This is a genomic window from Sulfitobacter sp. PS-8MA (assembly GCF_040933935.1).
In the GTDB taxonomy this organism is placed as follows: Bacteria; Pseudomonadota; Alphaproteobacteria; order Rhodobacterales; family Rhodobacteraceae; genus Sulfitobacter.
The window spans coordinates 80,155-104,897 of record NZ_JBFQYJ010000005.1 but is presented as its reverse complement, the minus strand read 5'-3'; the positions used below and the strand labels follow the sequence as shown (position 1 = coordinate 104,897).

The following is a 24,743-nucleotide window of genomic DNA, read 5'->3' as shown; positions in this document are numbered from 1 at the left end:
AGTGGCAGGTCAGCTTCACCTCGACAAACGATCAATCCTGCGGACCCTTCGGCGCGAAGACCCGCACGAGAACGCTCGCGGCCGCCCAATCCGCGTTCAGCGGACCGGTAATCACCCTCGTACCTACCGTTTTTTTTTACGATCAAATATTGATCTAACCCTATCCCGCCTTAGCTCCCGGCTCTAGAAGACTTGCACCGCAAGCGTTCAAGCCACCCATACGACCTTTCAGGCCCGCGAACCTGAGATGCTCCAAACTGCGTTCAGGACCTAGAAAATGACTTCACACCTGCCGGCCTCTCTTCTTGGATACATTCGTGAGGCGAATATTCCCCTCGCGCTTGGCGCTTTGGATGAGCCGGATGAACCCTTGGTCGAAGTGAACGAAGCTTTCTGTACCTTGACCGGCTATGGCCGCGATGCGGTATTGGGGCGGAACTGCCGGTTTTTGCAGCCTCAGACCGATGAGGTTCGCGAAGCACGCAAGCAGATGCGCGACTTTTTGAACGACCCCGAGGCCGAGGCCGGCCGGTTCGAGGTGCCGAACCTGCGCGCCGATGGCACGCCATTCGTCAATCTGGTGTTTATGTCCCGGCTCAAGAAACGGTCGGGCATGGGCAGCCTGATCTTCGCCTCCCAGTTCGATCTCAAAGCGTCCAAGGGGATGACGGACCTTAAGAACTATGATGAAAAGCTGGGCAAAAATATCGATGATATGGCGGAGCTGAGCGCCAATTACGGGTTGATGATGCGCCAATCGGCAGAGCTTTTGTCGCAATCCGCAACCACCATCGCAAACATCCGCTACGATGGATAAGCGCGTCAGGGCCGATAGCGCGCAGAAGCCATTGTCGCAAGAAGATGGGCCGCCGGTCATTGGCATCGGCGCCTCCGCGGGCGGGCTCGAAGCGCTGCGCGACATGCTGGCCCCGGCGAAACTGCCGACCGGGATGGCCTATGTCGTGGTGCAGCATCTTGACCCCCATCACGAAAGCCTTCTGGCCGAACTGTTGGGCCGCCAGACCACGCTGTCGGTGCGCCAGGCCGAAGAGGGCGAGATGGTCATGGCGGACAATGTCTATATCATTCCGCCCGGTCATGGCCTGTCGATCCATGACGGGAAACTGTCGCTGAAACCTTTTGACGAACCGCGCGGCCTGCGCCGCCCGATTGATGACTTCTTCATGTCGCTGTCCGAGGATGCGGGCCGGCTGTCGGCCTGTGTGATCCTGTCGGGAACCGGGGCGGACGGCACATTGGGGCTGCGCGCGATCAAGGAGCATGGCGGGCTGGCGCTGGTGCAAACGCCGCGCTCGGCGCGCTATGACGGGATGCCCTTGTCGGCGGTCTCCACCGGGATGGTCGATTTCGTGCTGCGGCCCGAGGATATGCTCGACCGTCTCCGGGATTACTTCAGCCGCGCCATCGGCGAGATGGGGGCGGTGGTTGGCGACAGTGACCAGATCGACGCCATTTGCCAGACGCTGCGGAGCCAGACCGGGCATGATTTTTCCGGCTACAAACACACCACCTTGGCCCGCCGCATCCAGCGGCGCATGCAGGTCCTGCAGCTTTCCGACCCGGTCGACTACCGCAAGAAGGTGCGCGACGACGACAGCGAGGCCGCGGCGCTGCTGCGTGATCTGCTGATCAACGTGACGCGGTTCTTTCGCGATCCCGAACATTTCGAGACGCTCCGCAAACATGTGATCGCCCCGCTGGTCAAACGCGCCGCGGCGCATCAGGAGATCCGCGTCTGGGTGCCCGGCTGCTCCAGTGGCGAAGAAGCCTATACGCTTGCGATGCTCTTCGACGATGAGGCCCTGCGGCAAGACGCGGCCCCCCGGGTCAGCATCTTCGCGACCGATATCGACGAACAAATGCTGGAGATTGCGCGTGAGGCGCGCTACCTCGCCTCGGCCCTCAACGACATTCCCGAAGAATGCCGGGAGCGTTACACCATCCAGCATGGCGATCATTTCCGCATCGCGCCGGGCATCCGGGATATGGTGCGCATTTCGCCCCATAGTGTGATCAAGGACCCGCCGTTCTCGCGCCTGTCGCTGGTCTGCTGCCGCAACCTGCTGATCTATTTCGGCGAAGAATTGCAGTCGCAGGTGCTGCCGACCTTTCACTATGCGCTGCGGCCTGACGGGTTTCTCTTTTTGGGGCCGTCCGAGACCATCGGCCGTTCGGAAGAGCTGTTTACGGCCATCGACCACAAGGCGCGGGTGTTTTCGCGCAACGACGGGGAGGCGCGCTATTCCGTGCAGTTGCCCTTCTCGACCGACCGCAGGACGCGGCAATTGCATGGCAAATTCTCGGGCGAGCGCGGCGGGGCCACGACGGGGCGCAGTCTGGCGCTGGAGCGTCTGGCCAGCCGCTATGCGCGGCCCTGTGTCGTGCTCGACAGCAACGGGATGATCATCGAAAGCCACGGGCGGCTTGGGCGCTATTTTGAATTCTCCGCGGGCGCCAATCTCTCGGCGTCGCAGACCGCGCGGCCCGGTCTGCGTGAAGTGCTGCTGCCCCTGATGCGCCAGGCCAATGCGGACCGGCAAAGAATGGTCGCGCGGAATATCGAAGTGCGTGCCGAATTTGGCCGCCAGAAGATCGACGTCGTGGCCGATCCGCTGGCCGATGACACCGTGCTCATGGTGTTCCGCGATCTCGCCGCCTTCGAGGTCGAGCCGGATGACGACCTGCTTGAGCTTGGGCCGGCGGACGGGCAGATCGAGATGCTCGAAGGTGAGTTGCAGCATATCCGCCGCCAGTTGCGCGACAAGACCGAGGAACTGGAAACCGCCAATGAGGAGCTGAAAAGCTCGAACGAAGAAATGATGTCGATGAACGAAGAGCTTCAGTCGACGAACGAAGAACTCTCCACCGTGAACGATGAGCTGAAGGAGAAGGTCGATCAGCTCAGCGTGGCAAATGACGATCTGCGGAACTTCTTTGAATCCACACAATTGCCGATGGTCGTATTGGACAGCAATATGTGCCTGCGCAGCCATACGGATGCGGCGCTTGAAATCTTTCCTTTCCAGCCCGGTGATCTGGGCCGCCCCCTGCAACAGGTGACCAGCCTTCTGTCGAGCGATGCGCATCTGACCGCCGCCGCGCGGGTCAACGACGGGGAAAAAGCGCTGCGGCAGTCGATGATGCACGCCGATGGCTCGCGGCAGTGGATCCTGATGGTCTACCCCTATTACGTGCGCGACGACAAACAGGACGGGGTCACGCTGATCTTTACCGATGTGACGGAAATGACCGACCTACAGGCCGAATTGGACCGCGAGCGCGAGCAGCTTGAGCTTGCCGTGCAGCTCGCCGGGATCGGTATTTGGGAGTATAGCCCAGAGGGCGAGCGGGTTGTGGTCGACGAATGTCAGGCCGCGCTTTTGGAACTGCCAGAACCCGGCGGGCATCCGGCGTTGGAATTCTTCGAACAGGTGTTGGAGGAGGATCGGGACGCCTTGCGCGAGGCGCTCGAAAATTGCGCGCAGGAGGGCAAGGAGATTTCGACCGAATTCCGCGTCCCTGTGCCGGGTGAAGACCGCCCCCGCTGGCTGCGCTGTCTGGCACGCCCGATTGTCGCTGACAGGCAGACCCGCGTCTTGGGCGTCAGTTTCGACATGACCTCTGACCGCCATCTTGCCGAAAACCGCGAGCTGATGATCGGCGAGATGAACCACCGGGTGAAGAACCTTTTCGCCGTGATCAATGCGCTGGTGGCGACAATGGCGCGCGACGCTGTGAGCACCGAACAATTCGTCCGTGACCTGCGCGAGAAGATCGCCGGGCTGGGCCGTGCCCATGCGCTGACCAACCGGCCGGACGAAATGCAGGGCGTCACGCTGGAAAGCCTCATCGAGGCGGTTCTCAAACCCTTTCTGCCGCATTTTGATATTACGATCACCGGCTGTGATCTTATTCTCGACCAATCCCAAGTTACGCCGCTGGCGCTGATCTTTCACGAATGGTCAACCAATGCGGCAAAATACGGTGTTTTGGGCGCGGCGAAGGGTCAGCTTCAAATCACATGGGAGGCCACCCCAGACGCGGGCTGGACCCTGCATTGGCGAGAAATGCGCGATGAACATTTGCAGGCGGATGCCGACCCATCGGGTTTTGGCTCGAATATGCTGCAAATCGCCGCGCAGCAATTGAATGCTAAATTGGAAAACCACGCCGCGGACAGGATGTTCGAATGGAGCCTGACGCGTCCCGGCGAGAAAGGAACCTAAACCATGGTCACGATCCTATTGGTCGAAGACGAATTGCTTGTCGGACTGGACATCAAATTGACGCTGGAAGGCGAAGGCTTTCAGGTGGACGGGCCCTATCCCACGGTGGCCGAAGCGCTATCGGTCGCCAAAACCTCGCTGCCGGACATCGGATTTCTGGATGTGCGCCTGGCCGATGGTGTTGTCGACCCGCTGGCCAGTTGGCTTTCCGAGCGGTCCGTGCCTTTGGTGTTCCATTCCGGACATGCGCGGGCGCATGATTACGGCGTTCGCTATCCAGACGCCCGCTTTTGCGAAAAACCTTCGACCCCAAATGAGCTGATTTCTGTTATCATGCAACAGGTGGCCAGTTTGCAAAGCTAATCAAAAACCTTTTCCGACGGTGGCGCTTAACTTTAATCAACCGTCGGCAACTTTCCCGCCCTAACCGAAAAGGATAGAGTAAAAATCTATGACGATGAGCGCTCAGGGGGATCATATGGACGGCTCTAATTCGACAGGCTGCGGGGTGCCGCGCTCGATCATATTTGCAGCTTCGCCGCACGGCTATCTGATACTCGACACTGATTTCGTGATTATTGACGTCAATGACCGCTATCTCTCGATGACCGGGTCCCAGGCCGATGATCTGGTTGGCAAACTGCTGTTCGACGCCTTCCCCGATGACCCGGCTGATGCGGCGGCGGATGGCACGAATAACCTGCGCCGATCTCTTGAGACAGTTGTCGCCAACGGTGAACCGCATCGCATGGCCGTACAGAAATACAATATCCCCATCCGCGATAGCGCGACCGGGGCATTCGAAGAGAAATACTGGCAACCTTTGAATTCCCCCGTATTCAAAGATGGCAAGTTGATCGCCCTTATTCATCATGTGGAAGACGTCACTTCGGAGTTTCTCGGCCGCCGCGATCAGGCCATTCGGTTGAATTTGGCAAAACAGGTTTCCGGGATCGGTTACGGTGAATTGGACCTGCTTACCGGCACCGCGAATGTATCCCATGAGCTCGCTGAACTTTTTGGCTACCCTGATACCGAGGGCACGATGCCCGTCGCCAAACTCGTCGAGCGGGTGCATCCCGATGATATAGCGGAGGTGAACAAGAAATTAGAAGAAGCGATGGCCCGGGGCGATGCGCAGGCCGTGGTGAATGCAGATTATCGCATCGTTTTGCCGCAGGGCGACATTCGATGGTTGAACACGCGCGGGAAAGTCCTTTTTGAGCATGGCAAGCCAACGCGGTTTATTGGTGCATCAATTGATCTGACCCATTCCAAAAACCGCGAAGAGGTTTTGCAGCGAACCCTGGTCGAAAGGGATCGGCTTCTTGAGCAGAAAGAAACGCTGCTTGGGGATGTGAACCACCGGATCAAGAACAGCCTGCATCTCGTCTCCAGCATCCTGCGTCTTGAGGCCGCCTCGGTCTCGGATAAGAACGTCAGGGACCGGTTGCAACAGGCTTCATCGCGCGTGCATGCGGTGAGCTCGGTGCATGAGCTTATCTACAAGTCACAGAATATCACCCGCGTGGACATCGGCGAATATGTGCCTCAACTTGTCGATTTCCTCTCTACCAGCACGACCTCCGTCGATAAGAAGATCGAGCATATCGTCGATGCGGAGGCCATCGTTCTTTCGACCGACATGGCGATCAACCTCGCTCTGCTGATTAACGAGCTTGTCACCAATGCCCATAAACATGCATTCACCCAGCGGGAACAAGGCCGCGTCCATATTCGTTTACACCGCGAGGATGGGCAGCTGAGGTTGATTGTTTCGGACGATGGGCTTGGTGAAGTTGCGAAACCCGGTAAAGAGGGGCTTGGTTCGAAGATTATAGCAGGAATCGTCAGCCAGCTTGAAGCAACCATGAATAAAGAGGCCACTGAACATGGTTACAGCGTCGTCATTGAGATCCCCCTGCAAACGCGGTGAGTTCGGGTGAATATCCTGATCGTAGAGGATGAATTCTTGATCGCGTTGGATCTTCAGATGCAGCTTGAACAACTCCAGCATCAGGTTGTTGGACCGGCGAAGGATTTCGCTACCTGCCGTGATTTGGTAGAGCAGCACCGCCCTGATCTGGCCTTCATGGATTTGCGCCTGGCGCATGGCGATTCCGGTGAAACTGTCGCGCATTGGCTGCTGTCAGAACATAATATCCGCTGCGTTTTCATGAGCGCCAATTTGGATGAGGTCACGCAGGACCGGCTCAGATCCCTCAATCCGATCGCGATGCTGGGCAAGCCTACCCTGCCACATCTGGTTGCAGACGCGCTTGATGCGTTTTCTGATGAGGATACGACGCTCCCCTGATACCGCAAACCACAGGGAAGCCTCATACTTTCGCCTGCGCTTCAACCAGCTGAACCTCGACCCATGGTGCCAGCGGTAGGGCGTGCTACACTAGTATAAACTCAGCCCTCTCAAGGTGCTTTCGGGTTTATCCCGTGGATGGTGCGGTGCGCCGGGGTCCGGCACCACCAGCCGCGCCTTGCGCTCCTGCCGTTTAAAGACCGGCAAGACGTCTTAGAATGCCCAGTCGGAGCAGCCGTGCTCCTGCGCCCAATCGTCATAACCCTGCACTTAGCTGCCCATATAGAGTATGCCATTGACGGGCGCATAGACCACAGCCAGTGACTTTAGGATGTTTCAGGCTTCGTTTTGCAGCGGCTCCCATTTGAGATCGAGATCGGAATGTAAGCGCCTGATAAAACATCCTGCACCTGCAATCCCCGTCGACCCCTCTGCGGATCACGCCACGCCCGCCGTTGGGCGTCGATGCGACGGGCCGGATTGCCGGCCCGCCCTTGTTTCATAAAAGTCGCTCTCAGGCTGCGGCGAAGCCGGCGTCGAGCGCGCCGAGGATGGTGTCGGCTTCCGCTTCGGTCAGCACCAGCGGGGGCGAGAGGATCAGGTTGGGGCCGGAAACGCGGACCATGGCGCCGTTCTGGTAGGCGACCTCCTGAACAATCTGCGTCGTGGCGCCGCCCGCAGGTGTCTTCTTGACGCGGTCGCTGACCATCTCGATCGCGGTCATCAGCCCGTGCCCGCCCCGGACGTCGCCGATCAGGTCGTATTTCTCCTGCAATTTAAGGCAGCCTTCGTAAAGCTGGGTGCCGCGCGCCGCCGCGTTTTCGATCACGTTCAGCCGCTTGGTCTCGCGCAGGCAGGCCAAGGCCGCTGCGGCGCCCACCGGATGGCCGGAATAGGTGTAGCCATGGCCGATTTTGGCATTTGGGTTATCTTCGAAGACCTCAACCATCTTATCGCCCAGCATAACCGCGCCGAAGGGGAAGAAGCCGTTGGTGATCGCCTTGGCCGTGCACATCATATCCGGCTGAATGCCCCAGAGCCTTGCGCCGGACCAAGCGCCGGTGCGCCCATATGCGGTGATCACTTCGTCGGTGATCAAGAGGATGCCGTGGCGGTTGCAGATTTCCTGCACCATGGGCGCGAAGGATTTATGCGGCGGGATGACGCCGCCGGCGCCGAGGATCGGCTCCATGATCATCGCGGCGATGGTATGCGCGCCCTGAAAGGCGATCTCATCCTCCAGCGCCGCGATGCAAAGCTGCGCCAGCCGCTCGGGATCGGTCTCGTTGAACGGGTTGCGATAGGTGTAGGGGGCGGGAATGTGGAAACAGCCGGGCAAGAGCGGCTCGTAATCCTGACGGAAATTGGCATTGCCGTTGACCGATGCCCCGCCGATATGGGTCCCGTGATAGCCCTTCTTTAGGCTGAGGAACTTGGTGCGCCCGGCATCGCCCCGAAGCTTGTGGTACTGCCGCGCCAGCCGCAGCGCGGTTTCCACCGAATCCGACCCGCCCGAGGTGAAGAAGGCGCGTTTCAGCCCATCGGGGGCGAAGAACTCGGCCAGCTCATAGGACAGCTCGATCGCCGCATCGTTCGAGGTGCCGCGGAAGGTCGAGTAATAGGGGAGCTGGTCAAGCTGGCGCGCCATCGCCTCTTTCACCGGCTGACAGGAGTAGCCGAGATTGACGTTCCAAAGCCCGCCCACACCGTCGATGACAGTATGCCCGTCGATGTCGGTGATCGAGACGCCCGCGGCACCGGTGATGATCTTGGGCGGGTTCGCGATACTGTCGGCGGGCGACGTCATCGGGTGCCACATCAGCCGGGCATTGTTTTCTTTGAGGAAGTTCGAATCTTTCATGATGTGGGGTCCTGTATTTCTGAGGGGGGAGTAAGATCAGACCAGAGGTCCTCGATCGCGGCGGGTAGGCTGCCGCCCCAGCTGCGGGTGATGGCGCGGCTCGCGCCGGCAAGCTCAAACTTGATCAGAGCTTCCAGATGCGGCGTGAGCCGCGACGCGACCCCCGCCACAGCCACTGTCGCGGCGAATTGTCCGGTCTGATCGAAAATCGGGGCCGCGAAAGAGGTGATGTCCGCTTCGAAAGTGCCGAGGCCGTGGCCAAAGCCGGTTGCCCGGGCCCGGGCGACCTCCTCGGTCAATGCCGCTCGGGTGACGGGGGTGGCTTCGGTGTATTTTTCGAGCGCTGCACAGGCCTGTTCAAAGAGTGCCTCCGGGCCGAAAGCCACGGCGCAGATCCCGGATGACGTGGCATGCAGCGGAAAGGTCGCGAGATCGATAATCGCGCGTATGGCATATGTCGGTGAATCGCGGGCCAGAAGCGGGTACAGCGTCTTGTCCGATAGAACCGCCACATGTGCGGTCTCCCCTGTCGCCTTGGCCAAGGCGGCGAGCGGGCCTTCGGCCCCGGCCTTGCGGGGCACGCTGGCCTCACGGACCTGCGCGAGGTGCAACAGGGCCGGGCCAAGCCGGTAGTTCTTGGTCACCTGGTTCTGCTCAACAAATCCTACCGCTTCGAGATCCTGAAGATGTCGATAGGTCGTCGCCTTGTCGCGCCCGGCGATCCGGCGGATCTCCGACAGGCCGAGTTCGGGCCGCGCTTCGGAGAAGCAGGAAAGCAATTCGAGGGCCTTGGTGGTAGAGGACATGACCGCCCCTTTCGTTCGAGACAAAAAATTATTTGACACATGATCTCAATCCAGACAAGTTATTTTTGAAACGACGGTTCAGTATACGAACCGATCATCTGGGAGAGAGTGATGAACAAATATACAGTGGCCGCCAGCACATTGGCGCTCGCCCTGAGTGCGCTTGGCGGCGCGGCGCAGGCGGAATATCCTGAAAAACCGGTGGAATTCGTGGTGCCCTGGCCTCCGGGCGATCTTGAAGACGTGCTGACGCGGATGATCGCCGAGGATTTCTCGGCGGAATACGGCGTGCCGACCGCCGTGGTGAACAAGCCGGGCGGCGGCGGCGGGCCCTTCCCGGGCGCCATCGAGGTCGCCAATGCACCGGCCGACGGCTATACCATCGGCTCCTTCATCGCCGCGGTTCCGACGGTCGGGCCGCAGCTGGGCATTCCGCAGCTCGATCCCGACCCCTTTGTGCCGGTGGGGAACTTTCTGACCTATCCTTTCGTCATCGCCACCTCGGGGGATGCGCCCTATGACGATATCGAGGGTCTCGCCGCTCATGCGCAGGACAATGATGTCGTGCTGGGCCATTTCGGCGCCCCGCTTGTGCCGACGCAGGTGACGCTGGGGTTGGCCAAGGATAAAGGCTTTGCCTTCGCCTCTGATGCCGCTTTCGATGCGCTTGATTGCAACACGCTGGCCTCTGGCGACGTCGATGTGGTCAATACCACGTTGCAGCTGATCCTGCCCTGCCTCGATGATATCAAGGTGCTGGCCTCGATCGGGTCCGAACGCATTCCGCTGACCCCCGACACGCCGACGGTGGCGGAACTGGCGCCGGATCTCAACGTGGCTCTGTGGAACGGGCTCTTCGTGCCCAAGGACACGCCGCAGGACGTGCGCGACAAGATCGCCGCCGTGGCCGAAAAGACCGTCAAGTCGGAGCGCGCGCAGCAGCTCGCGGGCGAAACCGGCGCGCAGGTCTACTGGCAACCCGCGGATGAGGTCGCGGCGCAGATCGAACAGGACATCGAGACCCTGGGCCGCATCAAGACCATGCTGTCGAAGTGATCCGATCCCGGGGCCGGGCCGCAGCAGCGGCCCGGCCCTTTTTGTATCTGCCCGGAGCTGTTCCATGTCGCACGTCAAGACGCTGCAATCCCTTTTCAAGCGGTATCGCAGGCCCGGAGACATCGTCTTTGCCTGGTTTGCGCTGATTGCCTCGATCCTGCTGCTGTCGCAGATCGGGGATCAGACCGCCTGGAGAAACGGCGGGCCGCTCTTTGCCCAGCCCCGGTTCTGGCCGGCAGTCTCTCTGGGCGGCATGACCATTTTCGCGGCCCTGCATCTTTTGGGGGCGGCGCTGTCAAAACGGCTCCACGGGCGCTGGCAAGAGATCCGCCGCTGGGCCGCCTCGTTGGAATACGCCGCCTGGTTCATCGCCTATGCGGCGGCCGTGCCACTGGCCGGCTATCTTCCCGCCACCTTGATCGCGGCGCTGCTGCTAACACTGCGCGCGGGCTATCGCAGCCCCAAGGTGTTCTTGGCGGCGGGCGCCACCGCGCTGGTGATCGTGCTCCTGTTCAAAACCCTGCTGAAGGTCAACCTGCCGGGGGGGGCGGTCTATGATCTCCTGCCGGACGGGCTGCGCCAAATCATGCTGACCTATTTCTAAACGGATTTCTTCATGGAAAACATGCTTGCCGGTCTTGAGATGATCGCCCGCTGGGACGTGGTGCTGGCGTTGCTCGTCGGCTCCATCGGGGGTGTCATCATTGGCGCGATCCCCGGCGTCGGCCCGGCGGTGGCCATTGCCATCCTCCTGCCCGCGACCTTTGCGCTGGACCCGATCGTCGGGCTGACCATGCTCTTGGGGATCTACGGCTCGTCGATGTATGGCGGGGCGATCCCGGCGGTGCTGATCAATACGCCGGGCACGGCGGTGAATGCGCTGACCTCCTATGACGGCTACCCGATGACCCAGCGGGGTGAGGCGCACCGCGCTGTATCGCTGGCCTATTCGGCCTCTTTCTGGGGCGGCATCTTCGGCATCCTCTGCCTGATCCTTCTGTCCCCCGTGTTGGCAGTGGTGGCACCGATGTTCGGCTCGCGCGAGATCTTTCTGGCCGCGCTGCTGGGGATCATCCTCGTGATCCTCGCCCATCGTGGCCAGATTTTCGCCGCCGGGATGCTGGCGATGTTCGGAATCTTTCTTCAAACCATCGGGCTCGATGCGGTGACCTACAGCCAACGCTATACTTTCGGGCTTTCCTTTCTGGGCTCGGGCATCAACCTGATCGTCGTGGTGCTGGGGCTTTTTGCGCTGAGCCAGGCCTTTTTCCTTCTGACCGCCCCCGACGACAGTCCCGAAGCCAAGCCGGTCAATGGCCGCATGACCGCCGGCCTACGCGAGCTGCTGAAGCACAAGCGCGTGGCGAGCGTGGCCTCGGGCTTTGGTGTCATCCTCGGCATGATCCCGGGCACCGGTGAATTTACCGCGCAGTTCATGAGCTACACCTACGCGCAGAGGACTTCCGAGAAGCCCGAGGATTTTGGCAAGGGCTCGCCCGAGGGGCTGATCGCCTCGGAAGCGGCAAACAACGCGGTGCCGGCTGCGGCGATGATCCCCCTTCTGGCCCTGGGCATCCCCGGTGAGGCTCTGACCGCGATGATGCTGTCGGTGTTCTACGTGCATAATGTCATTCCCGGCCCGCAGCTCTTCCAGAACAACATCGATCTGGTCTACGGCCTTTATTTCGCGCTGATCGCGCTGAATGTGATCGTCATGGTCTTCCTGCTGTTCTCGACAAATCTGTTGACCCGGATCATTCGTGTGCCGACCCGTTTTCTCGGATTGGCCATTCTGCTCCTGTCCTTTGTCGGGGTCTACAGCCTGCGCAATTCGCTGACCGATTGCATGATCGCCGCCGGCTTCGGGGTGCTGGGGCTGATCCTCAAACGGCTGAACCTGCCGATCGTGCCGATCATCCTCGGCATGGTTCTGGGCGGCATCATGGAGGTCAAGCTCCGCTCGGCCCTGCCGCGGTTGTCGACCCCGCTCGACATGATCGACCGGCCGATATCCTTCATCATTTTCGCGCTCATCCTGCTGGTTTTGACGCTGCATTTCGGGACGCTCATCCGGGAATGGCGCGCCCATCAGGATGCAGAAGACGACGACATCCACGACACGCAAACAAGGTAACCCCCCATGGACCAAAAGACGATCGACGCGCTGCGCGCGCGCCCCGTAGAGACGTTTTCGCATCTGATCGACGGCAAGTCTGTGCCGGCGTCGGACGGGGACACGATGGACATTCGCTCCCCGATCGACGGCCAGGTGCTGACCCAGGTGGCGCGCGGCACGACCGCCGATATGGAAGCCGCCATCGCCGCCGCCCGCGCCGCCTTCGAAGATCGCCGCTGGGCCGGACAGCCGCCCGCGATGCGCAAGAAGGTGCTGCTGAAATGGGCCGAGCTGATCGAGGCCAATGCGCTGGAACTGGCGGTGCTGGGGGTGCGCGACAATGGCACCGAGATCGGCATGGCCCTGAAGGCAGAGCCGGGTTCTGCGGCGGGCACCATCCGCTACTACGCCGAGGCACTCGACAAGGTCTATGGCGAGATCGCCCCCACTTCGGAAGAGGTGCTGGGTCTGATCCACAGGGAACCGGTGGGCGTGGTGGGCGCCATCGTGCCGTGGAACTTTCCGATGATGATCGGGGCCTGGAAGCTGGCCCCGGCGCTGGCGACGGGCAATTCGGTGGTGTTGAAACCGGCTGAGACGGCCTCGCTCACGCTGCTGCGCATGGCCGAACTGGCGCATGAGGCAGGGCTGCCGCCGGGCGTGCTCAACGTGGTCACCGGCGAGGGTGCTGTGGTGGGCGAGACGCTGGGCCTGTCGATGGATGTCGACGTGCTGGTCTTCACCGGTTCGGGCGCGACCGGGCGGCGGCTGCTGGAATATGCGGCGCGCTCCAACCTCAAGCGGGTCTATCTGGAACTCGGCGGCAAATCGCCCAACATCGTCTTTGCCGACGCCCCCAACCTCGCCGAGGCCGCCAAGGTCGCGGCCGGGGGCATGTTCCGCAATGCCGGGCAGGTCTGTGTCGCCGCCTCGCGCCTGCTGGTCGAAGCCTCGATCCACGATGATTTCGTGGCCGAAGTCGTCAAGGCAGCCGAGGCGATGCAGGTTGGCGATCCGCTGCGCCTCGACACCCAGATCGGGGCGGTCAATTCCGAAGTGCAACTCGCGCAGAACCTGCGCTTTGTCGAGACCGCGCAGGCGGAAGGCGGGCAGGTCGTCACCGGCGGCGGCCGCATTCTTGAGGAGACCGGCGGCTGGTACATGGCGCCCACCGTGGTGACGGACGTGCGCCCGGAGGCGTCGCTCGCCCAGCAAGAGGTTTTTGGCCCGGTACTGGGTGTCACGCCCTTTGAGACAGAGGAGGAGGCGGTGCGCCTTGCCAATGCCACCGTCTACGGGCTGGCTGGCGCCGCCTGGACCGCCAACCTGGGCCGGGCGCATCGGATGACCCGCGCCGTTCGCGCCGGGGTGATGCATATCAACACCTATGGCGGCTCTGACGGGACCGTGCCGTTGGGGGGCGTCGGCCAATCCGGCAATGGCGTCGACAAGTCGCTGCACGCCTTCGATAAATATACCGATCTGAAAACCGCCTGGATCAAACTGTAGGACGCCGCCATGACTGACAGAACCATCCTTGTGATCGGCACCTATGACACGAAGAATGACGAACTGTCCTACCTCGCGCGGGTGATCCGCGCCCAGGGGGGCAAGGTCGTCACCATGGATGTCTCTGTCTTGGGCGAGCCGCCGCAGCCCACCGATTACTCCAAACATGATGTGGCGGCTGAGGGGGGCAGCTCGATTCAGGCCGCGATCGACAGCGGTGACGAGAACCACGCGATGCAGATCATGGCCCGGGGCGCGAGCCTGCTGACCTCGCGTCTGCACCGCCAGGGCGTATTCGACGGGATGATCGTGCTGGGCGGCACGATGGGCACCGATCTGGCGCTCGACGTTTGCACGGCGTTGCCGCTCGGGGTTCCGAAATACGTGGTCTCGACGGTCTCTTTCTCGCCGCTGATCCCGGCAGAGCGTCTGGCGGCGGACACGCAGATGATCCTCTGGGCCGGCGGGCTCTACGGGTTGAATTCAGTCTGCAAATCTTCGCTCAGCCAGGCTGCGGGCGCGGTCTTGGGCGCAGCGCGGGCGGTGGAGCCGCCCACCCCCGGCAAGCCGCTGGTCGGTGTCATGTCTCTGGGCACTTCGGCGTTGAAATACGTTGTCCCACTGAAACCGGCGCTCGAAGAGCGCGGCTATGAGGTGGCGGTCTTCCATGCCACCGGCATGGGCGGAAGGGCGTTCGAGAGCCTGGCCGCGCAGGGGGCTTTTGCCTGTGTGATGGATTTCTGCACGCAAGAGCTGGGCAACCATGCGCATGGCTCCAACATCTCCGCCGGCGCGGGCCGGTTGACCAGTGCAGGACAGGCCGGCACCCCGCAGATCGTGGCGCCCGGGTGCTACGACCTTGTCGATGTCGTTGGCTGGCAGCCCCTGCCCGAAAAATGGGCCGAACATCCCAAACATGCGCATAACCGCCTGCTCACCTCGATCGTGTTGAACACGGAAGAGCGCCGCGAGGTCGCGCGCGCCCATGCGCGTCAGCTGGCGACGGCGCAGGGGCCGGTGGCGCTGCTCCTGCCCGAAGCGGGGCTGGGGGAATGGGACCGCGACGGGGCGGACCTGCACGATAAGGAAGGCTTGCAAGCCTTTCTGGAGGAGATGCGGGCGGGGGTTCCCGAGAATGTCACGGCGCATTGGCTTCCCTGTCACATCAACGACGCGGCGTTTTGCGATAAGGCGTTGGAGATTTTCGACGACTGGTGCGCCGCAGGCATGGTGAAGTGCTGAAACGGCCCAAAGTCCTTGGGGTCAAAACGGCGCTTGTCAGGGGCGGATGACGCTAAATTCTCCCCGCGCAGCCAATCAGAACCCGGAACGATGAATCTACGTCTCCGATAGAGACCCGCCATAGGGGGAGACGTCTTTCAGAAACCGGACGGTCTCTTGCGTTCCATGCATCAGGTCTTCGGCCGCCTTTGCCGTGGGGCTAAAATTGCCTTTGCCGTCAACGCGAAGCCATCCGTTATCGACCAGCCGCGACACTTTGCGGCGGACGGTTTCGCGGGGGATGCCCGAATATTGCGCGATGGAATAGGCGTTGACGCTGGGTGTCTTCGTCACGGGTGTTGCGCCAAGCGTCTTATAGGTCGGGGTCGCAGGATCGATCCGCCGGGCGAAATGCCGCTCCCCTACGATCGCGCAGATCAGAAGCAGATCAAGGTCGCCATCGAACTCCCGACGCAGGACAGTCAGCAACCTGACCAAAGCACCGACATGGGCCGGGAAGGCTTGGGCGAAATCGGTTCTTGGGTCTTGCGGGCTCTGCGGCATTGTCTCGCTCCCTCTAGGCCCCTGAAGGTAGCCACATTACCCAAAATGGGCAACCGGCGGCCCCGGCGGCGTATCTCTGCCCCTGACCTGCATGCTATAGATCCTAAGTAGAAGCGCAGGCGGCGGGTGTTCCACCCCGGCCCCGCGGCCTGACAAAGGGCGCATGGCGCCGTTTCCCGCGCCCGGTCTTAACACAGGAATGAAGGTTCGATCATGTTTGATGCTAAGAATTTCCAGCTTGATGGCGATGTGGCCCTGATCACGGGCGCCGGGGCCGGCATCGGGCGAGAGATCGCCCTGACCTTCGCCGGGGCGGGCGCGCGTGTCATGGTCACGGACTATGACCTGAAGGCTGCCGAGGCGGTTGCCGCCGAGATCACCGGGGCAGGCGGACAGGCCAAGGCACTGGCATGCGATGTCACCAAAGAAGATGACCTCGTCGCCAGTGTGACGGAAACCGTCAACGCCTTTGGCAAACTGTCTCTTCTGGTCAGCAACGCGGGCGGTGGCGGGCCGAAGCCCTTCGACATGCCGATGGCTGATTTCAAACGCGCCTTCGATCTCAATGTCTTTTCGTTGTTCCGGCTGGCCCAGCTTGCCGCTCCAGAAATGGAGAAGGCAGGGGGCGGCGCCATCGTGGCGATCAGCTCGATGGCGGGTGAGAACAAGAACGAGAAAATGGCCTCCTACGGGGCCTCAAAGGCGGCGACAAACCATCTGATCCGCAACATCGCCTTTGACCTTGGCCCCAAGGGGATCCGGGTGAATGGCGTGGCCCCCGGCGCCACGCGCACCGCTGCCTTGGAGTCCGTTCTGACCGATGAGATCGAGGCCACCATGCTGAAACACACGCCTATAAAACGTCTGGGGGATGCCGCGGATATGGCCAATGCGGCGCTGTTTCTCTGCGCGCCGGCCTCGGCCTGGATCAGCGGTCAGATCCTGACCGTCTCCGGCGGCGGCAGTCAGGAATTGTCATGAGCGCCGCTGATTTCGGCAGTGGCATGCTGGCCAAGCAACCGCAAAAAGCACGCAGTTTGCCGGTTCGATGCACCGCGCTATCAAAGAAAGAATGAAAGACATGAACATGAAGCTTTTCTTGAACGCGGCGCTGGCCGCATCCATGGCATTCGGAGGGGCTGCGATGGCACAGAATGCGACACCATTAAATGCGCAGGCCTCTGACCCGGTCCCCCTGGGATGGATGCAGGGGTTTCCGCCCCCGGCTGACAAGACCATCCGTTTTACCGATGCGGATTACTTTGCCTTTCCGAAGCTGCGCTGGACCGTGTGCCATTTCCGCGAGCTGATGCCCACGGTCGGCGTGCGCAACGGCTCCGGCGGCGCCAGCCCCCTGCCGCGCGATCTGGACGACACGATCGACGCGGTGCGCTTTACCCCCATCGGCGGCGGCGCGGAGATGACCTGGGACGCCGCCTTTGACGCCAATTACACCGACGGCACCCTGGTGCTGCACAAGGGCCGGATCGTCTATGAACGCTATGACGGCTGTCTGGACGAGAACACCCTCCATGGGGCGATGTCGGTCACGAAGAGCATCACCGGTCTGATGGCGGAAGTCTTGGTGGCGGAAGGCAAGCTCGACGAGACCGACCGCATGGCCGATATCATCCCCGAACTGGCCGACAGCGCCTTTGGCGACGCGACGGTGGCGCAGGTGCTAGAGATGACCACCGCGCTGGATTACTCCGAAGACTATGCCGACCCCGATGCCGAGGTCTGGACCTATGCCCAGGCGGGCAGCCCCTTGCCGAAGCCCGAGGGCTATGACGGGCCGCGCAGCTATTTCGACTATCTGCAAACCGTGCAGAAGAACGACGACGAACATGGCGAGGCTTTTGGCTACAAGACCGTCAACGCGGATGCGGCCGGCTGGCTGGTGGCGCGGAGCAGCGGTGTCTCGGCGGCAGAGTTCCTGTCCGACCGGATCTGGTCCAAGATCGGCGCGGAACGCGAAGCCTTCTTCACGGTGGATTCGATCGGCACGCCCTTTGCGGGCGGCGGATTTAACGCCACCCTGCGCGACATGGCCCGCTTTGGGCAGCTGGTGCTGCAAAACGGTGTCTGGCAGGGCGAAGAGATCATTCCCGCCGCCGCGATCGACCGGATCCGCCAGGGCGGCGACAAGGACGCCTTTGCCAAGGCGGGCTATGATCTTCTGCCCGGCTGGAGCTACCGTGGCATGTGGTGGGTCAGCCATGACGATCACGGCGCCTTTGCCGCCCGCGGGGTGCATGGGCAGACGATCTGGATCGACCCGACGGCCGAGATGGTCATCGTGCGCTTTGCCTCCAACCCCGTGGCCGCCAATGCCGAGAGCGATCCGACATCGCTTCCCGCCTACCGCGCCGTGGCCGAGCATCTGATGCAGGGCGCGGCGAGCCCGCAGTTGACCGGCGGCGAATGGGTGATCGAGGACATCGGCGGCAAGGGTGTGATCGACAACAGCCCCGCGAGCCTGTCCTTCATGGCGGATGGCAGTCTCGCGGGGAACGCGTCCTGCAACCGGCTGCTCGGGCGGTACAGCCGCGAAGGTGCAGAGCTGAACATCACGAATGGCGGCGCCACAATGATGCTCTGCCCGCCGGCTTTGATGGAACAAGAAGCGCGTTTGCTCGACATCTTGCCCCGCATCGAAAGCTATACAATCGATGAGACGGGGGCCCTGCTGCTGCGCAGCGCGGATGGCACGGCAATCGTCGCGCGCAGGCGGTAAGGCGGTGGCGCGTCGGTGGGTTCCATCCCGATAAGTTTGCGCCAGCGGCGGATCACCCTAGGTCATAAGGCAGAGTATCAGTCGAGGTTACTATGAGCGACACCGCCGCAGCGCCCGCAAAAAATCCCGCCGGGAAAATTGCACTCATCACGATCATCTTGCTGCTGATCGCGGTGGGGCTCTATTCCTTGACCGACCGGATGGCCCCTTCCTCCTCCCGGGGCATCGTCTCGGCCCATGTGGTGCAGATCGCGCCCCGGGTGTCGGGCGAGGTCCTGCGGGTTCAGGTGCAGGATGACGCGGTGGTACAGGCGGGGGACCCGCTGTTTCAGCTCGACCCGCAGCCTTTCGAACTGGCGGTGAAACAGGCCGAGGCCAATCTGACCTCCACGGTGCAGAACATCGACGCCTCGGGTGCTTCACTGGTCGCCGCGCAGGCTGCCGTGTCCCAGGCGCGCGCGGCCTTGGAGACAACCCGTTTGCAGGCCGACCGCACGTTTCGCCTAGAGGAGCGCGGCCTTGCGACCACCGCACAGGGGGACACGGCGCGCGGTCAAGTCGCCGATGCCGAAGCCCGGCTCGCCTCAGCAGAGGCGAATTTGGAAAGTGCGCGCAGGCAGCTGGGCTCTCAGGGCCAGGACAACCCGGCGATCTTGGCGGCTCAGGCGCAATTGGAGCGGGCGCAGTATGATCTGGCATCGACCCAGGTGCGCGCGCCGCATTACGGGGTGGTGACGAATGTGCTGCTTGCCGAGGGGCAGTTTGTCGGCGCGGGCAACCCGGCGCTGACCTTTATCGACGCCGATGCCGCCTGGGTCACCGTGGATCTGCGGGAAAATCAACTGCAGGAAATCGATCCGGGCGACGAGGTCGGGCTGCTCTTCGACGCGGTGCCGGGGCAGATTTTCGAGGGCCGGGTGCAGAGCATCGCATGGGGCATCAACCCCGGGCGCAATGTCCAAGGGGGGCTGGTCGTCAACCAGCCCAGCAACCGTTGGTTCGAGCCCGCCCGCCGCATCCCGGTGCGGATCGAACTCGCGGGCGGGATGGCGCAATGGCCCCAGAACGTGCGCGTGGGCGGCAAGGTGAACGCGGTGATCTATGCCGAGGGGCGGGGCAATCCGATCGCATGGTTCGCCGCCGCCCTCCAGCGCGTCAAATCCTTTACCAGCCATCTGCATTGAGGCCCGCAGATGTATGTCACCCCGCGCCCTGACGTCACCGAAGACCCGCTCTATGCGGTGCGCCTGGGGCTGACGGGGATGCTCGCCTTTGCCGCGATACCGATCTTGAACCCCGCGCTTCCCCCCATCATCGCGGCCCTGCCCCTGGGGCTGATCGCCGCGCAGCGTAAGGCGTTCAATCCGGTCAAGGCCGTGGCGGGGCCGATTGTGATGATCATCATGGTCTATGTCATGACGTGGTTTGTCGAACAATTGCGCCCGGTCCCTGTGGTCTATATCGGGGCGATCTGGCTGGTCTATTTCATGGCCTTCCGCATGATCCTGAAGACCGGTGCGCAGGTCGGGATGCTGATCATTGTCGTCGCGCTTTTGATGTCGATCATGGGGATGCATGGCACCGCCACTCTGGAGGCGATGCGCGACGGTTTTGCGCAGGCGTCACTGGTGGCGCTGGTGATCGGGCCGGTGGTCTATATCCTTTTGCCGGCCCGCACGCGGGAGATGCATGTGGATGAACCCATGCCCAGTGGGGGACGGGTTGAGACCGGCGCTGCCATCCGCGCCTCTGTGCTGATGGGGCTGAGCTTTTGGCTTTATTCGGTGATGCAGCCCTCGGACATGATGATGGCGATGATCGCGGCGATGGTCGTCGTCTTTCCCACCCGGCGGCGGGTCTGGGACGAGGCGTTTCAGCGGGTTCGGGCGACGGTCTATGGCGTGGCGGTGGCGCTTTTGGTGCTGTGGCTGTTCACCGTCTCATCACATCTGCCGATCATATTGGGGCTGGTCTTTCTTTCGGGTCTGTTCTTTGGCTCCAAAATGCTGAACGGCCGCCATCCCAGCATGGTCTATCAATATGGGTTTTCGGTGACGCTGGCCTTGGTCGCCGGCGCGCTCTCGACCCAAGACCCCGCCTATGCCAGTTTCACCCGGATCGTTTTGACCTTGGCCGGGGCCTTCACGGCGGCCTTTCTGGTGGCCCTGCTGGACGCCGCGACAGGCTGGCACGCCGACCCCGCAGAGCCGCCCCCGGCACCGGAAAAGATGCGGACCTAACCTGCCGCAGCCTGCGGCAAGGCGTCGAACGGCTTCCCCGCCCCTCCGGGTGTCAGGTCTTACCCTGCGAAACCGCAGTCGCCCGGGCGTCTCGCGCCACTTGCAGCGCCTCGGAGAGAACGCTGCGGTCGCCTATGTGGTTGGCGAGCACGAGAACCAGACGGGCGTTAAAGGCCGCGCTTTCCGCGTCGGTCAGACCGTCATGGGACTGGATCAGATCGGCGTAGAACTCATCCGCGCCGGCGATATTGGGCTTGGTATTCAAGGGCATTGCGCTCACTCCTTCGCACAGGCGCAGCGCAGAGCGGCGCGGATCGCGGTTTCGTCAAAACTGTCCCATCGGGCGACCACATGCTGATCCGGGCGGATCAGATAGACCGCCGAGCGGGCCTCGCCAAGGTAACGGCGCGCCAATGCGCCCGAGGGATCGTCCCCCGTGTCGACGGCCAGATGTCGCGCGACTATCCCGTCTTCGGTGACATCCGCGGCCCCGCCCGCATCCACCGTGAGCAGGGTAAAACGATCACCGAGGGCCGACAGCAGGTACCCGTCACCCAGCGGGGCATCGGGACAGGGGCTGCCGGGGCGGGTCTGTTCGGGTCCGCCGGTCAGCGCGTCCTCTCCGATCAGCGAAAGCCCGTCATAGACGCAGGGCACCGAAAGCCGGCCGGAATTTACCAGCGGGCGGGCAAACTCATGGGTTTCCGACAGGGCGAGCACCGCATTGCGAAACACATGGCTGATCTGGGATTTTGGGGTGATGAAATCCGTCGCCCGGGTCGAATTGAGGATGTTTTCATCGGCTCCGGCAGCCCGTTCCTCATGATAGCTGTCCAGCAGTCTCTCGGGCGCATCGCCCCGGATGACCATGCCCAGTTTCCAGCCCAGATTGTCGGCATCCTGGAGGCCCGAATTGGCCCCGCGCGCGCCAAAGGGGCTGACCTGATGGGCGCTGTCCCCGGCAAAGATCACCCGGCCATGGCGGAACTGCTTCATCCGGCGGCATTGGAACGTATAGATCGACTTCCAGACGATCTCATATTCGACGTCCTGCCCCAGCATCGCATCGAGCCGTTTGCGAACGTTCTCTTCCTTCAACTCCTCGGCGCGGTCGACATCCCAGCCGATCTGGAAATCAACCCGCCAGATATCATCGGGCTGCTTGTGCAACAGGGTCGAGGCGCCGGCCTTATGCGAGGGCTCGAACCAGAACCAGCGTTCGGTCGGAAAGCTTTCGGAGAGCATCCGGATATCGGCGATCAGGAAGCTGTCCTGAAAGACGCGGCCCTCGAAATCCAGCCCCATCATCGACCGCAGCGGCGAGCTCGCGCCATCGGCGGCGATGAGCCAGTCGGCCTCGATGCTGTATTCCCCTTCGGGCGTGGCGATGTTGAGGAGCGTATGATCCTCCTTCACCTCGATACTGTCGACCCGGTTCTTGCCACGCAGCTCGATCGACGCCCCCTCGGCCTGGGCCGCGCGGATGCGCTCCACCAGGAATTTCTCGAAATCGGGCTGGGCCAGATTGATGAAGGCGGGAAAGCGGTGGCCTTCCTCGGGCAGCAGGTTGAACTCATAGACCTTGCGGTCTTCGTGAAAGACCTTGCCCAGGTTCCAGACCACGCCCTTGTCCAGCATCGGTGTGGCACAGCCGTAGCGGTCGGCGATTTCGAGGCTGCGTTTGGAAAAGCAGATGGCGCGGCTGCCTTGCCCGACCCCCTCGTGATCGTCGAGAAGCACAACCGGAATGCCCTGCAGGCCAAGGTCCAGCGCGGTGGCAACCCCGATGGGGCCGCCGCCGACGACAACCACCGGATGGCGCACCGGCGTTGCGCTGTCTTGGTCGTCGGACCGGGCATAGGGGTAGAGCTTGAAGGCCAGTTGGTAGCGATCATCTAAGGGCATTTTCGTCTCCTCCAAAAGTCAGGCCAGCGGCCCGGCCCTGGCCTGAACGGCCCGGGATATGTCTTGGGCGCTTTGGCGCGTTTTCCTGAACAGACCAAAGCGCGCCGCAGAATTAGGCTGCCCTGCGCGATGCGGATCGGCCCGGAGGCTTCACCGCAGCGCGCCGGGTCGGGTCACCCCTGCAGGTCGTTCCACATGTCTTGGTCGCGCTCGGCGGTCCAGACACGCGGCGTGTCGATGCCGCGCGCCTCGTCATAGGCGCGGGCCACGTTGAACGGCAGGCAATGCTCATAGATCGCATAGTCACTGAACTTCGGGTCGCATTCGGCACGCACCGCGTCCCAGGCTTCCTTCAGCGTGCCGCCGCGCGCCACGACGCGGGCCACGGGCTTATAGGTGCTTTCTACGAAATCCGCGGTATTGGCGATGGCACGCGCCACCATCTCTTCACCGACCAGCGCATCGCCGCGGCCCGGCGCGATGGACTTTGGCTCGAAAGCGGCGATATTGGCCAGGGTTTCGGGCCAGTCGTTGAAATGGCCGTCGCCGCAGTAGCAGGCAGAGTGATATTCCACGATGTCGCCGGTGAACATGACCTCCTGATCGGGCACCCACACCACCGCGTCGCCAGCGGTATGGGCACGGCCCAGCTTCATGATGTCGACGCGGCGCTTGCCAAGGTAGACGGTCATGCTCTCGCTGAAAGTGGTGGTGGGCCGGGTCAGGCCGGGGATTTCCTCATGCCCCTGGAACAGGCGCGGGAAGCGGCCGAATTCGCTGTCCCAATCTTCTTGTCCGCGTTCCTCGACCATGGCCGCGGCCACGTCGGACATGATGACTTCGCGCGCGCCATAAGCGCTGGCGCCCAGAACGCGCACCGCGTGGTAATGGGTCATCACGAGATGCGAGATCGGCTTGTCCGTCACCTCGCGCACCTTCTCGATCACCATGCGCGCCAAACGCGGGGTGGCCTGCGCCTCTACGATCATCACGCTTTCGTCGCCGATGATCACGCCGGTGTTCGGGTCGCCCTCAGCGGTAAAGGCCCAAAGCCCGTCGCCCACCTCGGTAAAGCTGATCTTCTTGTCTTCCATATCGCCTTGCGATGCGAATGCCTTGGCCATGATGCTGTCCTTCCAGTTAGTGTCACGGGCGTGCCCGCGGTCGTTTCGTTCCCGGCGCAAGGGCCGCGCCGATGTGGTTCTAGCGCACAGGGCGATCTCCCAGTGCCGCGTCTACCCTGCCGATGCCGCCGCCCCGGGCCGCGCCCGTCGCGCGGATCGACCCCTTGGGGCGCTTGTGCTTGGTCGTCTGGGCTCCCCCCGACTGTGCCCCGCCCCTGCGACAGACGCGGCGCTGAATCACCGCCCACTATAGACGTTGCAATTGCAACGTCGTCAAGAAGATTCATAGCATCCGCAATGAAATCGCTTGCGCGGGACGCCGGGATTGGTGGATATTGCCCATAAAAGGATGTTCCTATGCCAGACGACCTGCCCCCTCTGCCGGAGTTCGACCTCTTCGGCTTCACACCCTACCGGCTGGCTGTAGCGGCAAAGCGGACGAGCGAGGCGCTCGCGCGGCAATATCGCGAAAGGTTCGGCATATCGATTTCCGAATGGCGCGTGCTGGTGCATCTGGCGCATTCCGGCAAGGTCTCGGTCCGCGACATCGAAGCCCGGATCGCGATGGAGAAATACGAGGTGAGCCGCTCGGCCAAGCGTCTGCGCGAGGTCGGGCTAATCGAACGTCGGCAAAACCCGACAGACCGGCGGCTGGTGATCCTGACCCTGACCCCCAAGGGCCGCAAGCTGATGGCCGAATTGCTGCCCCTTGCGAAATCGCATCAAGTCGCACTCGAAGCGCGTCTGGGAGAGGCTTTCGACAAGCTCGAAGCGGGTCTGGAAAAACTGCTGGAGGAATTTGACTGATGACGGGTGCGATGCGTCCGTGAAAACTGGATCGGTCGATGCTAGAGTTTTCGGCTAAGCGTTTGTGGCGGGGAAAGGGGCGGAAACATGAGCTCATCGAGGTCATGCCACCTAATTCGATTGCAAGAAGCGCTTTAGGGAAGCGGCGCTCACCTGATGACCTCCCAAGCGCCGGCCTGCCGGAAAGTTTGCCCCCTGCGCCTGGCTGTCCTTCCCCACCCGGTCTGATAGCG

The 24,743-nt window shown here is 62.3% G+C and carries 21 protein-coding genes; 15 read left to right on the top strand and 6 right to left on the bottom strand.

Features of this window, described 5'->3' with window-relative positions; all coding sequences use genetic code 11:
* Positions 1–277 precede the first annotated feature (277 nt).
* From AB4M76_RS03520 to AB4M76_RS03500, 5 genes are all read left to right on the top strand, one after another.
* Positions 278–817, top strand: coding sequence for a PAS domain-containing protein (locus AB4M76_RS03520; RefSeq protein WP_368440423.1), 540 nt, complete (start codon positions 278–280; stop codon positions 815–817).
* On the top strand, positions 810–4,247 hold the full coding sequence (locus tag AB4M76_RS03515) for a CheR family methyltransferase (protein ID WP_368440422.1): 3,438 nt from the start codon (positions 810–812) through the stop codon (positions 4,245–4,247). Before AB4M76_RS03520 ends, AB4M76_RS03515 begins: the two co-directional genes overlap by 8 nt.
* A 3-nt stretch (positions 4,248–4,250) precedes the next feature.
* Positions 4,251–4,610, top strand: a complete 360-nt coding sequence (locus AB4M76_RS03510; RefSeq protein WP_368440421.1) for a response regulator — start codon at positions 4,251–4,253, stop codon at positions 4,608–4,610.
* 88 nt (positions 4,611–4,698) lie between these two features.
* Complete coding sequence (locus AB4M76_RS03505) at positions 4,699–6,183, top strand: histidine kinase dimerization/phosphoacceptor domain -containing protein (protein WP_368440420.1); 1,485 nt, start codon at positions 4,699–4,701, stop codon at positions 6,181–6,183.
* A 6-nt stretch (positions 6,184–6,189) separates the two neighbouring features.
* Positions 6,190–6,564, top strand: coding sequence for a response regulator (locus AB4M76_RS03500; RefSeq protein ID WP_368440419.1), 375 nt, complete (start codon positions 6,190–6,192; stop codon positions 6,562–6,564).
* Between the two features lie 514 nt (positions 6,565–7,078).
* On the opposite strand, the gene AB4M76_RS03495 is transcribed toward AB4M76_RS03500, so the two are convergent.
* Together AB4M76_RS03495 and AB4M76_RS03490 are read right to left on the bottom strand one after the other, a co-directional pair.
* Positions 7,079–8,425 carry an aspartate aminotransferase family protein gene (locus AB4M76_RS03495; RefSeq protein ID WP_368440418.1) on the bottom strand — a complete coding sequence of 449 codons (1,347 nt, stop codon included), beginning with the start codon at positions 8,423–8,425 and terminating at the stop codon, positions 7,079–7,081.
* Positions 8,422–9,231, bottom strand: coding sequence for an IclR family transcriptional regulator (locus AB4M76_RS03490; RefSeq protein ID WP_368440417.1), 810 nt, complete (start codon positions 9,229–9,231; stop codon positions 8,422–8,424). The genes AB4M76_RS03495 and AB4M76_RS03490 overlap by 4 nt, the downstream gene beginning before the upstream one ends.
* A 111-nt stretch (positions 9,232–9,342) precedes the next feature.
* On the opposite strand from AB4M76_RS03490, the gene AB4M76_RS03485 reads away from it, so the two are divergent.
* From AB4M76_RS03485 to AB4M76_RS03465, 5 genes are all read left to right on the top strand, one after another.
* Positions 9,343–10,287, top strand: a complete 945-nt coding sequence (locus AB4M76_RS03485) for a tripartite tricarboxylate transporter substrate binding protein (RefSeq protein ID WP_368440416.1) — start codon at positions 9,343–9,345, stop codon at positions 10,285–10,287.
* Positions 10,288–10,351: 64 nt separating this feature from the next.
* The gene (locus tag AB4M76_RS03480; protein ID WP_368440415.1) at positions 10,352–10,891 is read left to right on the top strand and encodes a tripartite tricarboxylate transporter TctB family protein; all 540 of its coding nucleotides are present in this window, start codon (positions 10,352–10,354) and stop codon (positions 10,889–10,891) included.
* Positions 10,892–10,903: 12 nt separating this feature from the next.
* Entirely contained in the window at positions 10,904–12,421 is a 1,518-nt protein-coding gene (locus tag AB4M76_RS03475) for a tripartite tricarboxylate transporter permease (protein WP_368440414.1), read from the top strand.
* Between the two features lie 6 nt (positions 12,422–12,427).
* Positions 12,428–13,912: an aldehyde dehydrogenase gene (locus AB4M76_RS03470; RefSeq protein WP_368440413.1), complete on the top strand. Its 1,485-nt coding sequence runs from the start codon at positions 12,428–12,430 to the stop codon at positions 13,910–13,912.
* Positions 13,913–13,921: 9 nt separating this feature from the next.
* Positions 13,922–15,154 (top strand): Tm-1-like ATP-binding domain-containing protein, encoded by a 1,233-nt coding sequence (locus AB4M76_RS03465; protein ID WP_368440412.1) that lies wholly within the window; start codon positions 13,922–13,924, stop codon positions 15,152–15,154.
* 96 nt (positions 15,155–15,250) lie between these two features.
* Here the strand turns inward: AB4M76_RS03465 and AB4M76_RS03460 are convergent, their stop codons facing one another.
* The gene (locus AB4M76_RS03460; RefSeq protein ID WP_368440411.1) at positions 15,251–15,697 is read right to left on the bottom strand and encodes a hypothetical protein; all 447 of its coding nucleotides are present in this window, start codon (positions 15,695–15,697) and stop codon (positions 15,251–15,253) included.
* 213 nt (positions 15,698–15,910) lie between these two features.
* Between AB4M76_RS03460 and hdhA the strand changes: the two genes are divergently transcribed.
* The 4 genes from hdhA (at position 15,911) to AB4M76_RS03440 (ending at position 20,674) form a co-directional block, all read left to right on the top strand.
* The gene (hdhA, locus tag AB4M76_RS03455; RefSeq protein ID WP_368440410.1) at positions 15,911–16,678 is read left to right on the top strand and encodes a 7-alpha-hydroxysteroid dehydrogenase; all 768 of its coding nucleotides are present in this window, start codon (positions 15,911–15,913) and stop codon (positions 16,676–16,678) included.
* A 106-nt stretch (positions 16,679–16,784) separates the two neighbouring features.
* Positions 16,785–18,434: a serine hydrolase gene (locus AB4M76_RS03450; protein WP_368440409.1), complete on the top strand. Its 1,650-nt coding sequence runs from the start codon at positions 16,785–16,787 to the stop codon at positions 18,432–18,434.
* A 92-nt stretch (positions 18,435–18,526) separates the two neighbouring features.
* Positions 18,527–19,618, top strand: coding sequence for an HlyD family secretion protein (locus AB4M76_RS03445; protein WP_368440408.1), 1,092 nt, complete (start codon positions 18,527–18,529; stop codon positions 19,616–19,618).
* A gap of 9 nt (positions 19,619–19,627) precedes the next feature.
* On the top strand, positions 19,628–20,674 hold the full coding sequence (locus AB4M76_RS03440) for an FUSC family protein (protein ID WP_368440407.1): 1,047 nt from the start codon (positions 19,628–19,630) through the stop codon (positions 20,672–20,674).
* Between the two features lie 52 nt (positions 20,675–20,726).
* On the opposite strand, the gene AB4M76_RS03435 is transcribed toward AB4M76_RS03440, so the two are convergent.
* The 3 genes from AB4M76_RS03435 to AB4M76_RS03425 form a co-directional block, all read right to left on the bottom strand.
* Positions 20,727–20,945 (bottom strand): DUF2783 domain-containing protein, encoded by a 219-nt coding sequence (locus tag AB4M76_RS03435; RefSeq protein WP_368440406.1) that lies wholly within the window; start codon positions 20,943–20,945, stop codon positions 20,727–20,729.
* Between the two features lie 5 nt (positions 20,946–20,950).
* A complete protein-coding gene (locus tag AB4M76_RS03430) occupies positions 20,951–22,579 on the bottom strand; it encodes an FAD-dependent oxidoreductase (protein WP_368440405.1) in 1,629 nt (542 codons plus the stop codon).
* A 173-nt stretch (positions 22,580–22,752) separates the two neighbouring features.
* Positions 22,753–23,703, bottom strand: coding sequence for an MBL fold metallo-hydrolase (locus AB4M76_RS03425; protein ID WP_368440404.1), 951 nt, complete (start codon positions 23,701–23,703; stop codon positions 22,753–22,755).
* A gap of 357 nt (positions 23,704–24,060) precedes the next feature.
* Between AB4M76_RS03425 and AB4M76_RS03420 the strand changes: the two genes are divergently transcribed.
* Positions 24,061–24,510 (top strand): MarR family winged helix-turn-helix transcriptional regulator, encoded by a 450-nt coding sequence (locus AB4M76_RS03420; protein ID WP_368440403.1) that lies wholly within the window; start codon positions 24,061–24,063, stop codon positions 24,508–24,510.
* Positions 24,511–24,743 lie beyond the last annotated feature (233 nt).